Origin of the sequence: Jannaschia sp. Os4 (assembly GCF_016820245.1) — a bacterium.
In the GTDB taxonomy this organism is placed as follows: domain Bacteria; phylum Pseudomonadota; class Alphaproteobacteria; order Rhodobacterales; family Rhodobacteraceae; genus Jannaschia.
This window is the reverse complement of sequence record NZ_JAFCAR010000001.1, coordinates 281,904-293,539: the sequence shown is the minus strand read 5'-3', so window position 1 is coordinate 293,539 and position 11,636 is coordinate 281,904. Positions and strand designations below refer to the sequence as shown.

General features: G+C 73.8%; 14 protein-coding genes. 4 read left to right on the top strand and 10 right to left on the bottom strand.

What is annotated here, in order from left to right; all coding sequences use genetic code 11:
- Positions 1-8: 8 nt before the first annotated feature.
- Genes JQC91_RS01480 through JQC91_RS01460 form a run of 5 tightly spaced genes read right to left on the bottom strand, consistent with a single transcriptional unit; the run spans position 9 to position 3,042 of the window.
- Positions 9-485, bottom strand: coding sequence for a methylated-DNA--[protein]-cysteine S-methyltransferase (locus tag JQC91_RS01480; protein ID WP_343069881.1), 477 nt, complete (start codon positions 483-485; stop codon positions 9-11).
- Positions 482-1,423, bottom strand: coding sequence for a D-glycerate dehydrogenase (locus JQC91_RS01475; protein ID WP_203284998.1), 942 nt, complete (start codon positions 1,421-1,423; stop codon positions 482-484). Before JQC91_RS01475 ends, JQC91_RS01480 begins: the two co-directional genes overlap by 4 nt.
- Positions 1,420-1,749, bottom strand: coding sequence for a tRNA-binding protein (locus tag JQC91_RS01470; protein WP_203284997.1), 330 nt, complete (start codon positions 1,747-1,749; stop codon positions 1,420-1,422). The genes JQC91_RS01475 and JQC91_RS01470 overlap by 4 nt, the downstream gene beginning before the upstream one ends.
- Positions 1,746-2,543 carry a pyrroline-5-carboxylate reductase gene (proC, locus tag JQC91_RS01465; protein ID WP_203284996.1) on the bottom strand — a complete coding sequence of 266 codons (798 nt, stop codon included), beginning with the start codon at positions 2,541-2,543 and terminating at the stop codon, positions 1,746-1,748. The genes JQC91_RS01470 and proC overlap by 4 nt, the downstream gene beginning before the upstream one ends.
- Positions 2,536-3,042 carry a YbjN domain-containing protein gene (locus JQC91_RS01460; protein WP_203284995.1) on the bottom strand — a complete coding sequence of 169 codons (507 nt, stop codon included), beginning with the start codon at positions 3,040-3,042 and terminating at the stop codon, positions 2,536-2,538. The genes proC and JQC91_RS01460 overlap by 8 nt, the downstream gene beginning before the upstream one ends.
- A 238-nt stretch (positions 3,043-3,280) precedes the next feature.
- Here JQC91_RS01460 and JQC91_RS01455 point away from each other — a divergent pair, with 238 nt between their 5' ends.
- Entirely contained in the window at positions 3,281-3,928 is a 648-nt protein-coding gene (locus JQC91_RS01455; RefSeq protein WP_203284994.1) for a DUF3047 domain-containing protein, read from the top strand.
- Positions 3,929-3,953: 25 nt separating this feature from the next.
- Positions 3,954-4,601, top strand: coding sequence for a GNAT family protein (locus JQC91_RS01450; protein WP_238941240.1), 648 nt, complete (start codon positions 3,954-3,956; stop codon positions 4,599-4,601).
- Here the strand turns inward: JQC91_RS01450 and JQC91_RS01445 are convergent.
- Entirely contained in the window at positions 4,598-5,275 is a 678-nt protein-coding gene (locus JQC91_RS01445) for a response regulator (protein ID WP_203284993.1), read from the bottom strand. The genes JQC91_RS01450 and JQC91_RS01445 overlap by 4 nt on opposite strands.
- Before the next feature lie 113 nt (positions 5,276-5,388).
- On the opposite strand from JQC91_RS01445, the gene mce reads away from it, so the two are divergent.
- A complete protein-coding gene (gene mce / locus JQC91_RS01440; protein WP_203284992.1) occupies positions 5,389-5,793 on the top strand; it encodes a methylmalonyl-CoA epimerase in 405 nt (134 codons plus the stop codon).
- Positions 5,793-6,068, top strand: coding sequence for a DUF1467 family protein (locus JQC91_RS01435; RefSeq protein ID WP_203284991.1), 276 nt, complete (start codon positions 5,793-5,795; stop codon positions 6,066-6,068). The genes mce and JQC91_RS01435 overlap by 1 nt, the downstream gene beginning before the upstream one ends.
- On the opposite strand, the gene JQC91_RS01430 is transcribed toward JQC91_RS01435, so the two are convergent.
- The 4 genes from JQC91_RS01430 to dprA form a co-directional block, all read right to left on the bottom strand.
- Positions 6,043-6,738: an EI24 domain-containing protein gene (locus JQC91_RS01430; protein WP_203284990.1), complete on the bottom strand. Its 696-nt coding sequence runs from the start codon at positions 6,736-6,738 to the stop codon at positions 6,043-6,045. The two genes, JQC91_RS01435 and JQC91_RS01430, sit on opposite strands and share 26 nt — an antisense overlap.
- Before the next feature lie 13 nt (positions 6,739-6,751).
- Positions 6,752-7,345 carry a nitroreductase family protein gene (locus tag JQC91_RS01425; RefSeq protein WP_203284989.1) on the bottom strand — a complete coding sequence of 198 codons (594 nt, stop codon included), beginning with the start codon at positions 7,343-7,345 and terminating at the stop codon, positions 6,752-6,754.
- Between the two features lie 208 nt (positions 7,346-7,553).
- Positions 7,554-10,202: a type I DNA topoisomerase gene (gene topA / locus JQC91_RS01420; RefSeq protein ID WP_203284988.1), complete on the bottom strand. Its 2,649-nt coding sequence runs from the start codon at positions 10,200-10,202 to the stop codon at positions 7,554-7,556.
- 211 nt (positions 10,203-10,413) lie between these two features.
- Positions 10,414-11,514: a DNA-processing protein DprA gene (gene dprA / locus JQC91_RS01415; RefSeq protein WP_203285490.1), complete on the bottom strand. Its 1,101-nt coding sequence runs from the start codon at positions 11,512-11,514 to the stop codon at positions 10,414-10,416.
- Positions 11,515-11,636: the final 122 nt, after the last annotated feature.

Sequence of the window (11,636 nt, the reverse complement as noted above, 5' to 3'; positions counted from 1 at the left end):
CCACCCCATCATATGAGCCTACCCTGCCGCGGCCATGTGCCCTCGTGGCGGAGCAGCGCCTCCTTGGTGGCGAGGCTGCCGCTGAACCCGCCCAGACCGCCATCGGCGGCGACGACGCGGTGGCAAGGGATCAGGAGCGGGATCGGGTTGGCGCCGTTTGCGGCGCCCACCGCGCGGGCCGCGCCGGGGTCGCCGAGGCCGCGGGCCACGTCGCCGTAGGAGCGCGTCTCGCCCTTCGGGATGGCGCGCAGCGCGTCCCAGACCCGGCGCTGGAAGGGGCTGCCCTCCGGCGCCAGCGGCAGGTCGAAGGCGTCGCGCGTCCCGTCGAAGTAGGCGGCGACCTGGGCGCGGGCCTCGGGCAGGGCACCGGGCTCGTCGCCCCAGTCGACGGCGCGGTCGCCGGGGAGCCATGCATGGGTGATCGCGGCGTCGGTGCCGCGCAGCCAGAGCGGGCCGAGCGGGGTGTCGATCCGCGCGGCGGTCACACCGGGTTCGGGGGATCGCGCCCCTCGGCGATGGCGACGGCGTTGTCGAGCGCCATGTGCCCCATCTCCTCGCGCACCTCCAAGGCGGCGGTGCCGAGATGCGGCAGGAGGGTGACGTTCTCCATCGCGATCAGCGCGTCGGGGACGTGCGGCTCCCGCTCATAGACGTCCAGCCCCGCGCCGCCGATGGCGCCCTTCGACAGCGCGTCGATCAGCGCGGCCTCGTCCACCACGTCGCCGCGGGCGATGTTCACGAGGATGGCGTGGGGACGCATCGCGGCGAGCGCCGCCGCGTCCATCAGGTGACGGGTCTCGGGCGAGGCGGCCACGGCCATGACGACCACGTCCGCCGCTGCGCAGACCTCGGCGACGGAGCCCAGCTGGCGCGCCCCCTCCACGGCCTTCTCCGAGCGGTTCCAGTAGACCACGTCCATCCCGAAGCCGCCCGCGCAGCGCCGCGCGATGGCCTGCCCGATGCGGCCCATGCCGACGATGCCCACCGTCTTGCCGCTGACGTGCAGGCCCAGCATCTGCACTGGGTGCCAGCCGCGCCACTCGCCCGCGCGGACCATGCGCTCGCCCTCGCCCGCCCGACGGGCGGTCATCAGCATCAGCGTCATCGCGATGTCGGCGGTGGCGTCCGTGACGGCGCCCGGCGTGTTCGTCACGACCAGCCCGGCCGCCCGCGCCGCATCCACGTCGATGTGGTTGTAGCCCACGCCGAAGTTCGCCAGCCCCTTGGCCCGGATCTTCCCCCCGTAGGCGTCGGCCCCCAGCGGGTCGCCCAAGGTCGGCAGCAGCACGTCGTGGGTGGCGAGCGCGTCGCGCACCTCCTCGGGCGACATGGGCTGCGTCGTGTCGCGCACGGTGACGTCGAAGCGGGCCCGCGCCGCCTCCATGACGCTGTCCGGGAGCGCGCGTGAGATGTGGAGCTTCAATGCATCCTCCCGCCCAAGGGCACGTCGTGGTCCGGCGCGAGCAGCACCACCTCGCCGTCGGCGTCCGGGACGCCCAGCACGAGCACCTCGGACATGAACGGCCCGATCTGGCGGGGCGGGAAGTTCACGACGGCTACCACGTGGCTCCCTATCAGCCCCTCCGGCGTGTAGTGCTTCGTCACCTGCGCCGAGGTCTTCCGCTCGCCGAGCTCGCCGAAGTCGATCCACATCTTGATCGCGGGGCGGCGCGCCTCGGGGAACGGCTCGGCGCGCGTCACCCGGCCCACGCGGATGTCGACCTTCAGGAAGTCGTCGAAGGAAATCATCCGCGCAGCTCTTCGCTTCGCCGCGCCGCAGCATCGACCGTGCGCGTCATCAGCCCCGTCAACTCGGGCATCAGCACCTCCAGCCCGGCCTGCGTCGTGCCGTTCGGCGACGTCACGTTCACCCGCAAGCGCTCCGCGCTCTCCTCCAACCCGTCGAGCAGCGCGCCCGCGCCCGCGACCGTCGCGCGGGCCAGCCGCATGGCGAGGGCGGGGGCGAGGCCGCGCGCCTCGCCCGCCGCGGCCATCGCCTCGACCATGTGGAAGACGTAGGCGGGGCCGGAGCCGGAGAGGCCGGTCACGGCGTCCATCTGGTCCTCGCGGTCCAGCCGCACGACATCGCCCACGGCGGAGAGCAGCCCCTCGGCGAGGTCGAGATCCGCCGCCGTCGCCGCCCCGTTGCCGACGATCGCGGTGATCCCGTGCCCCACGGCGGCGGGGGTGTTGGGCATCGCGCGCACGAGGCGGATGTCGCCCAAGGCCGCCTCGTAGGCCGCGATGGGCGTGCCGGCGGCGACCGTGACGAAGAGCGTGTCCGACAGGCCGCGCAGCGCGGACAGCGCCTCGCCCATCATCTGCGGCTTGACCGCGATCAGCGTGACGGCGGGGGCGGGCGGCAGCGCGCCGTTCAGCGCGACGCCCGTGCCGCGCAGCCATTCCGACGGGGCCGGGTCCAGCACGTGGACGGCCGAGGCGGGCAGCCCGCCGTCGAGCCACCCGGCCAGCATCGCCGAGCCCATCTTGCCGCAGCCGAGCAGGACGAGGCCGCGCTCGGCCACCGCCCCGATGTCAGGCATGGCCGTAGGCCTCGGCGATGGCGATCTGAATCGCGTCCTTCGCGGGCCGGTCGCCCCAGCAGCAAAGCTGGAACGCCGGATAGAACCGCTCGCCCGCCAGCACGGCCTCGGCGACCATCTGGTTGATCTGGCCGACCTCCGCCCCGGCGCCACCCGCCAGCACGAGGCCGTAGCGGTAGACCATCAGCGACTCGTCGGCCCAGAAGGTGAAGCCGCCCGCCCAGCACTGGTCGTTCACGAGGTTCAGCAGCTCCCACAGGCGGGGATGCGACTCGGCGGGCGGGTCCATCTCGAAGCAGCAGATCAGGCGCAGCGTCTCGTCGGCGTCGGACCATGCGAGGGTGACGGCGTAGGAGCGCCAGCGCCCCTCGACCGTCATCGCGATCTGGTCGTCGTCGACGCGCTCGAAGGCCCAGTCGTGCCCTTCGGCCACCGTCTCGACGAGGTCGATCGGATGGAGGTCGCCGGTCTCGGAGAACTGCTCGCGCTCGTGGTACATGGCCCGCCTCGCTGCTTGGGGTGATGCCGGGGACATCGCCCATAGGTCTGGGGGAGGAAGCGACCGCTATGGGGCCGCCGCGTCCGCCCCTACGAGATATGGTGGAGCGGTCGACCGGACCTGTCCAACCCTTTCTCCGGCTTTCCACAGGAAATGAAGACCGCGCCGGGCGCGGATCACGGGCCCGTCGCGGCGACGTGACTGGCCAGCGCGTCCCGCCCGGCGCAGGTCTTGCGCCATGACACGACCGCTCGCCCTCGGCCCCGCCCTGCTCGCCGCGCTCCTCGCGCTCCCCGCCGCCGCCACGCCCGTCGCCTTCGACGGCTCGTGGCGCGAGCAGGGGTTCCTCCGCCTCTCGTCGAACGACTACCGGCAGGGCGGCGGCACGCTGGGCGTCACGTCGGACGGGACGGTCTCCCTCCTCTGGAAGGCCGTGCCCGACGCACTGCGCGGCGCGACGCGGGCCTCTTGGGGATGGGCCGTGTCCGACTCGGTCCCCGCCACGGACCTGCGGCGCAAGGGCGGGGACGACCGCAACCTCGCGCTCTACTTCGCCTTCACCACGCCCGAGGCGGCGGCGCGCGCGGACCCGTCCAACGCGCGGCGCCTCCTGCGCGACCCGGACACGCGCATCCTCGTCTACGTCTGGGGCGGGCAGTCGGGGCGCGGCACCATCCAGGCGTCGCCCTACCTGCAGGGGATGCGGACCGTGGTCCTGCGCCCCGCCGGGACCGGGCAGCACGTGGAGCAGGTGGACCTCGCCGCCGATCACGCGCGCGCCTTCGGGACGGCGCCGGGGGTGCTGGTGGGGCTGGGCGTGTCGGCGGACGCGGACGACACGGACAGCCTGATCCGCGGGTCGATCACCGCGCCCGACTTGCGCTGATCCGCGCGGGGGCTAAAGCCGGGGCATGGACCTCGCCGATTGGACCCCGCCCCTCGGCTGGACGCCCGCCCGCATGGTGGGCGCGCATGTGGCCGTCGCGCCGCTCGCCGCCGACCACGCCGCCGCCCTGCACGACGCCTTCGCCGGAGACGACGGGACGTGGGACTACATGCCCTACGGGCCGTTCGATGCGGCGGGCTACGCGGACTGGGTGGCGGAGAAGGTAGTCTCGGCGGACCCGCTCTTCGTCGCGCTGGTCGACGGGGACGGCCCGGCCGGGGTGGCGTCGTGGCTCCGGATCGACCGGCCCAACGGGGTGGTGGAGATCGGGCACATCGCGCTGTCGCCGCGGCTGCGGCGGACGCGCGCGGCGACGGAGGCCCTGCACCTGATGATCGATGCGCCCTTCGCCGCCGGATTCCGGCGGGTGGAGTGGAAGTGCAACGCGCGGAACGCGGGGTCGCGGCGGGCGGCGGCGCGGCTGGGCTTCGGCTACGAGGGGACCTTCCGGCAGCACATGGTGATCAAGGGCCGCAACCGCGACAGCGCGTGGTTCTCGATCCTCGACGCCGAGTGGCCGCGCCTGCGCGCGGCGCACCGGGCGTGGCTCGACGACGCCAACTTCGACGCGGACGGGCGGCAGCGGCGGTCGCTGTCGGAGATGACGGGCTAAAGGCCCCCGCCCGCCCGCCGCGCCTCGACGGCGCCGCGCAGGTCCTCCGGCCCGTCCTCGGCGGCGGCGCGCAGGGCGGCGGCGAGCAGATCGGTGTCCTCGTCCGCGCGGGCGAGCCCCGCGACGAAGGCGGCGGCGAAGGCCGGGTCGCTGTCGAGCAGCGCGGCCGCGCGGTCCATGTCCTCGGCTAAGGCGAGGCGGTCCGGCTCGACCCGGTCCTGCGTCACCAGCGACAGGCCCAGCGGGCGGCGGTCGTCGGGCAGGTGGCGCAGCACCGTCGCTTGGAACGCGGCGAGGCCCGCGACCGGCTTGGCGAGGAAGCCGTGCGCGCCGGCCTGCGCGGCGACGCCCTTGCTCTCCTCCGGGTCGCCGCCCGAGAGGCCCAGCACGACCAGCGGCGGCGCGGCGGCGAGATCCGCGATGAGGTCCGCCCCCGACCCGTCCGGCAGCCCGAGGTCCACGATGGCCACGTCGGGCGCGTAGGCGGCGAGGTGGCGGCGCGCGGCGGCGACCGTGTCGGCCCGGCGCAGCCGCGCGCCCGAGCGAAGGCAGAGGAGGCGCATCGCCTCGGAGGCGAAGCGGCTGTCCTCGACCAAGAGGATCGTCAGCCCGGCGAGGGGGCGGTCCCGGGTGGGGCGGGCGCGGGCCATCATCGCGGCGGCGAGGTCGTCCATGAGGGTCTCCTTCGCCGCGACTCTATGCCCCCGCGCCCCTAACGGGGCGTTAACGCCCCCACCGTTGCCCCCCGCGCGGGGGCCGCATACTCGGGGCCCAGGAGGACGCGCCCATGATCGGACGACTGAACCACGTGGCCATCGCCGTGCCCGACCTGGAGGCGGCGGCGGCGCAGTACCGCGACGCGCTGGGCGCATCGGTCGGCCCGGCGGTGGACCAGCCCGATCATGGCGTGACGGTGGTGTTCGTGGACCTGCCCAACACGAAGATCGAGTTCCTGCACCCCCTGGGCGCGGACAGCCCCATCGCCGGCTTCCTCGCCAAGAACCCGGCGGGCGGGATGCACCACGTCTGCTACGAGGTGGACGACATCCGCGCCGCCCGCGACCGGCTGGTGGAGACGGGTGCGCGCGTGCTGGGCGACGGGGAGCCGAAGATCGGCGCGCACGGCAAGCCCGTGCTGTTCCTGCATCCGAAGGACTTCACGGGCGTGCTCGTCGAGTTGGAGGAGGTCTGATGGGCGTGTTCTCGGCCTTCGTCCTGTTCGCCATGATCTGGGCGATGGTGATGCTCATCATGCTGCAGGTGAAGGTGACGACGCAGGGCGACCTCGGCTACCGCGACCACGGCACGCAGGCCTCCGCCCCCGAGACGGTGGGGCTGAAGCGGCGGCTGCTGATCGCGACGCTGATCGCGCTGCCGCTCTGGGGGCTGCTCGTGTGGCTGATCCTGTCGGGGCTGATCGGGATCGACAACTTGCCGCGCCTCAACCCGGACGCGCCCGCCGGCTGAGGCGGTGGAACTGGTGGGTGAAGGCGGCCGCGCCGACCACCGGGACGAGCAGGTTTAGGACGGGCACCGAGAGCGGGATCGCCATGAGGATGCCCAACGCCCAGACCTGCGCGCGGTGGCGGCGGCGGTAGGCCTTGGCCTCCGCGCGGGGGAGGTGCCGCGCCGCCGCGAGCTGCGCGTACTCCCGGCCCAGCAGGAAGCCGTTCACCGCCCAGAAGATCAGCAGCGCGAAGGGCGCGAGGACGAGGTAGGCCACCAGCGCCACGAGGTTCACTCCGATCACGAGCGCGAGGAAGCCCGCCGTCTCGGAGATCGCCTCGCCCCATGGCTGCGATCGGGCGGGGCCGACGGCGGGGTAGTGCGCGCGCTCCACCGCCTCGGCGATCCGGTCGAGGAAGAGGCCGGTGAAGGCGCTCGCCACGGGGACCATCAGGAACACGCTGGCGACCAGCATGACGGGGATCACCGCGATGCCCGCCGCCTCGTCGAGCCATGTGACGTCGCCGATCCACGGCAGGCTCACGGTCGGGCCGACGGCCCAGCGGGCGAGCCAGACGAAGGCGGCGGTGAAGGCCGCGAGCAGGCCGAGCGACAGGCCCACGCCCGTCAGGAGGACGCCCCGGAAGCGGGGGTCGCCGATCTGGCCCAAGGCGAGCAGGACGTTCTTCATCGGGCGGGCAGCATCAGGCGTCGATCCACGCGATCTTGGCGGCCGGGTCGGGGCGCGGGCGGTCGGGCGGCGTCGCGGTCTCGGTGCCCAAGACGATCAGCCCCGCGACCCACTCATGCGCGTCGAGCGCGAGCCCGTCCGTCAGCCACGGGCGGTCGAGCGCCATCCAGCCCGACAGCCAGTTGGCGCCCCAGCCCGCGGCGAGGGCGGCGGTGGTCAGATTCTGACAGACGGCGCCCGCGCTGAGCACCTGCTCCTCGGGCGGGATCTTGGGGCTGTCCACGGGGGCGGCGACGACGGCCACCATCACGGGGGCGTCCGCGAACATCGCGCGCGCCTTGGCCGCCTTGTCCGGGTCGAGGCCAAGCGCCTCGGCGCGGGCCGCGGTGAGGTCGGCGAGGCGGTCGAGGGCGGCGCCTTCCAGCACGATCAGGCGCCACGGCTCCAGCTTGCCGTGATCGGGGACGCGCAGGGCGATCTCCAAGAGCGGCTCCAGTGCGGCGCGGTCGGGGCCGGGCGCGCGCAGCGTCTTGGCGGGGCGGGAGCGGCGGGTGCGGAGGAAGTCCAGCACGGCGGGGCGGGCGGCGAGCGGGGGCAGGGCGGTCATGGGGGGGATGTCGGGAGAGGGGGGCGAGGCGTCAAGGCGTGGGATGGGCGGGTCCCGCGTCGTACCGTGGCCATCTCGCGCGCACGCTTCACTCGAAGTCGGGACGCCCCCGCCCTGAGCGGGGGCCTCACTATGCATGCGCGCCTCGCGCCGGAGCCGTTCGCCCGGGGGACGCCGGGGCCCCCGCGCAAGGCGGGGGCGGAGCCGCCTACTCCTTCGCCGCCGCCTTCTTGGGCGCCGCCTTCTTCTTCGCGGCGGGCTTCTTGGCCGCGGGCTTCTTCGCCGCCGCCTTGCGCGCGGGCTTCTTGCCGCCCTTGGCCTCGCGCTCGGCGATCAGCTTGACCGCCTCGTCCATCGTCAGCGCCTTGGCATCGGCGCCCTTGGGGATCGTTGCGTTGACCTTGTCCCACTTCACGTAGGGGCCGAACCGGCCCTCCATGACGTTGACGGGGCCGCCCCGCTCGGGGTGCTCGCCCAGCTCGACCAAGGGCGCGGCGGCCTGCCGCCGTCCCGGCCCGGCGGCCTGCTTCTTGGCGAGTTCCTCCACGGCGCGGTTCATCCCGAGGTCGAACACGTCGTCCGGCCCGATGGGCGCGTAGACCTTGTTCCAGCGCACGGCGGGGCCGTAGCGGTAGAAGTTCGTCTCGACGATCTCGCCGTCCTCGGGGTGCTTGCCGATCTCGCGCGGGAGCGACAGCAGCTTCAGCCCGCGGTCGAGGTCCATCGTGGCCACGTCCCACGTCTTGGGGACGCTGGCGCGCTTGGGCTTCGGGTTCTCCTCCGTCGCCTCGCCCAGCTGCACGTAGGGGCCGAAGCGCCCGTCCTTCAGCCAGACCTCCTCGGACGACTCGGGCTCGACGCCCAGCATCCGGTCGATGCCCGCGCTCTCGCCCTCCATGCCCGGCGGGCCGAAGGGGCGGGTGTAGCGGCACTCGGGATAGCGGTTGCAGCCGATGAAGGCGCCGCCTGCGCGTGCCGTCCGCATCGACAGCCGCCCCTCGCCGCAGTTGGGGCACAGGCGCGGATCGGTGCCGTCGCCCTTGTCGGGGAAGAGGTGGGGCGAGAGGACGTCGTTGATGACCTCCAGCACCTCTCCAATGCGCAGGTCGGCCGTCTCGTCCACGGCGGCCTTGAAGTCCCGCCAGAAGCGATCGAGCACGTCCTTGTAGTCGCGGTCGCCCGCCGAGACCTCGTCCAGCTCCCCCTCCAGCCCCGCCGTGAAGTCGTAGCCCACGTAGCGTCGGAAGTAGTTGGTCAAGAACGCGATCACGAGGCGCCCTTGGTCCTCGGGGATGAGGCGGCCCTTGTCCTTCCGCACGTAGCCGCGGTCGACGATTGTGCTGAGGATGGAGGCGTAGGTCGAGGGGCGCCCGATCCCGAGTTCCTCCATCCGCTTCACCAGCGTGGCCTCAGTGTAGCGGGGCGGCGGCTGGGTGAAGTGCTGCTGACCCGCCACGGCGCCGTCGCCATCGCGCAACTGCCTGTTGTCCGAGCTGTCGTCCTTGAACCCGTCCGCGACCTTCTTGGCGGGCTCGCCCTGCTCGATCATCGGCAGGCGCTTGTCGTCCTCGTCGCCCGAGGCGACGTCGTCGCGGCCCTCCTGATAGACCTTCATGAAGCCGTCGAAGACGACGACCTGCCCCGTGGCGCGCAGCTCCACCTCGCGGTCGGCGCTGGCAATGGTCACGGTGGTCCGCTCCAGCTTGGCGGCGGCCATCTGGGAGGCGAGCGTCCGCTTCCAGATCAGGTCGTAGAGCTTGCGCTGGTCGCCCTCGGAGACGCGGATGTCCTCGGCCGACTTGGTCATGTCGGTGGGGCGGATGCACTCGTGCGCCTCTTGGGCGTTCTTCGCCTTGTTCTTGTACATCCGCGGGCTGCCGGGGACGTAGTCCTTCCCGTAGCGGTCCGCGATGGCGTCGCGCGCGGCGTGCACGGCCTCGGGGGCCATGTCGATGCCGTCGGTCCGCATGTAGGTGATGAGCCCCGCCTCGTAGAGCCGCTGCGCCGCGCCCATGCAGGCCCGCGCGCCCATCCCGAACTTTCGGGACGCTTCCTGCTGGAGGGTGGAGGTCATGAAGGGCGGGCTGGGGTTGCGGGTGCCGGGCTTGGCCTCGACCTCGGCCACGTGCAGGTCACGGGAGGCGACGGCGGCCACGGCCACCTGCGCGGTGGCCTCGTCCTTGAAGGTATCGCGCTCGACCTTCCGGTCGCCGAGCTTAGTCAGGCGCGCCTCGAAGGTCTTGCCGCGTGGGGTCGCGAGCATGGCGCGGACGGACCAGTATTCCTGCGGGTCGAACGCCTCAATCTCCATCTCGCGCTCGACCACGAGGCGGAGCGAGACGGACTGGACCCGGCCCGCGCTGCGCGATCCGGGCAGCTTGCGCCAGAGGACGGGGGAGAGGGTGAAGCCCACGAGGTAGTCGAGCGCGCGGCGCGCGAGGTAGGCGTGGACCAGCGGCTCGTCGATCTGGCGGGGGTTGGCGATGGCCTCCTGCACGGCCTTCTTGGTGATTGCGTTGAAGGCCACGCGGCTGACGGGCGTGTCCTTCTTGATCGCGCGGCGCTTGGTCAGCGCCTCCTGCAGGTGCCACGAGATCGCCTCGCCCTCGCGGTCGGGGTCGGTGGCGAGGATCAGGTTCGGGTCCTTGGCGAGCGCGTCGGCGATGGCCTTGACGTGCTTCTTGGAGTCCGCGGGCACCTCCCACGCCATGTCGAACCCGGCCTCGGGATCGACCGAGCCGTCCTTGGCGGGCAGGTCGCGGATGTGTCCGTAGGAGGCGAGGACGGTGTAGTCCGAGCCGAGATATCCGTTGATCGTCTTGGCCTTGGCCGGGGATTCGACGACGACGACGGGCATGGGCGGTCCTCTCGCGAGTGGCGGCAGGGCGAGGTCGCCATGCCGGAGCGAGGGAATGAAGGGCGCCCCGGCGGGATGTCAACCGGGGGCAAACCCGGCGGGCGCCCCGTGTGCACCCCCCGTGCGCCTCCCTCGTGCGGCCTGACGACGGCGGACCGGGGCGCCGCCCCCGACCCAGAGGCATCCCCGGCGGGACGAAGGCGGCCGCGCGCTACAGCCGCACGAGGCCGCCGCCGGGGCGGCGGGCGAGACGGCCCTCGAGCTCGAGGGCGGAGATGAGGGCGGACACCTGCGCCGCCGCCGCGCCGCCGCCGTCGCAGAGCTGGGCGATGACCGCGTCCTCCTCGGCCGGGACCTCGCCCAGCAGGTCGAGGAGGGCGGCGGCGGGGACCGCCTCGAAGGGCGGCGCGGGGGGAGGGGCCGCGGCCGGGGCGGAGGCGTCGTCGGCGGCGGCGCGCATCGCCTGCTCCAGCACGTCGAGCACGTCGTCCGCCCCGCGCACGAGGGTCGCGCCGTCGCGCAGGAGCAGGTTGCAGCCCGAGGCGCGGGCGTCGAGCGGATGGCCGGGGACGGCCGCGACCTCGCGGCCTTGGTCGAGCGCGTCGCCCGCGGTGATCATCGAGCCGGAGCGCGCCGCCGCCTCGACCACCACCACGACGCGGGACAGGCCCGAGACGATGCGGTTGCGGCGGGGGAAGTCGCGCGCGACGGGATGGAGGCCGAAGGGTCGCTCGGACAGGGCCACGCTTTCTGCGGCGATGCGGGTGGCGAGGTCCACGTTCTCGGGCGGGTAGGGGCGGTCGAGGCCGCCCGCGTGCACGGCCGCGGTGCCGCCGGTGCCGGTGCGCGCGGCGGCTTGGAGGGCGGCGGCGTGCGCGCCGGCGTCGACGCCCCGCGCGAGGCCCGAGACGACCGTCACCCCCGCCTCCGCCAGGTCGCGCCCGAGGGCGCGGGCCATGCGGAGCCCGAGGGACGAGGCGTTGCGGGTGCCCACGACGGAGACGCAGGGCGCCGCGAGACGGGCAGGGTCGCCAATGCACCACAGGACGGGCGGCGCGTCGGCCACCTCGGCAAGGCGTGCCGGGTAGTCGGGATCGCCCAGCGTGAGGAGGCGCGCGCCCACCGCGCGGGCGGCGCGGCCCTCGGCGCGGGCGGCCCTCTCCGGATGGACCTCGTAGTCGTCGGCGCCCGCCTGCGCGGCGATCCGGGGCAGGGCGGCCAGCGCGGCGGCGGCGTCCCCGTGCTCGGCCATGAGGCGGCGGTAGGTCGCGGGGCCGACCCGCCGGGAGCGGGCCAGGCGGAGGCGGGCCATGCGCTCCCCCGCGTCGGGGGCCGCCGCGGGAGCGAACGCGGCGGGCGCCTCGGCGAGGTGGAAGGGGGGCGGCTCGGACAGGTCGAACATGACCCGAGGGCTAGCGCCCCGAATCCCAACGG

What these genes read in the sequence shown, in the direction of transcription:
- JQC91_RS01470 (WP_203284997.1), bottom strand. Translation starts at nt 1,749, where the DNA reads ATGATTTCCTTCGACGACTTCCTGAAGGTCGACATCCGCGTGGGCCGG.
- proC (WP_203284996.1), bottom strand. Translation starts at nt 2,543, where the DNA reads ATGCCTGACATCGGGGCGGTGGCCGAGCGCGGCCTCGTCCTGCTCGGC.
- JQC91_RS01460 (WP_203284995.1), bottom strand. Translation starts at nt 3,042, where the DNA reads ATGTACCACGAGCGCGAGCAGTTCTCCGAGACCGGCGACCTCCATCCG.
- JQC91_RS01455 (WP_203284994.1), top strand. Translation starts at nt 3,281, where the DNA reads ATGACACGACCGCTCGCCCTCGGCCCCGCCCTGCTCGCCGCGCTCCTC.
- JQC91_RS01450 (WP_238941240.1), top strand. Translation starts at nt 3,954, where the DNA reads ATGGACCTCGCCGATTGGACCCCGCCCCTCGGCTGGACGCCCGCCCGC.
- JQC91_RS01445 (WP_203284993.1), bottom strand. Translation starts at nt 5,275, where the DNA reads ATGGACGACCTCGCCGCCGCGATGATGGCCCGCGCCCGCCCCACCCGG.
- mce (WP_203284992.1), top strand. Translation starts at nt 5,389, where the DNA reads ATGATCGGACGACTGAACCACGTGGCCATCGCCGTGCCCGACCTGGAG.
- JQC91_RS01435 (WP_203284991.1), top strand. Translation starts at nt 5,793, where the DNA reads ATGGGCGTGTTCTCGGCCTTCGTCCTGTTCGCCATGATCTGGGCGATG.
- JQC91_RS01430 (WP_203284990.1), bottom strand. Translation starts at nt 6,738, where the DNA reads ATGAAGAACGTCCTGCTCGCCTTGGGCCAGATCGGCGACCCCCGCTTC.
- JQC91_RS01425 (WP_203284989.1), bottom strand. Translation starts at nt 7,345, where the DNA reads ATGACCGCCCTGCCCCCGCTCGCCGCCCGCCCCGCCGTGCTGGACTTC.
- topA (WP_203284988.1), bottom strand. Translation starts at nt 10,202, where the DNA reads ATGCCCGTCGTCGTCGTCGAATCCCCGGCCAAGGCCAAGACGATCAAC.
- dprA (WP_203285490.1), bottom strand. Translation starts at nt 11,514, where the DNA reads ATGGCCCGCCTCCGCCTGGCCCGCTCCCGGCGGGTCGGCCCCGCGACC.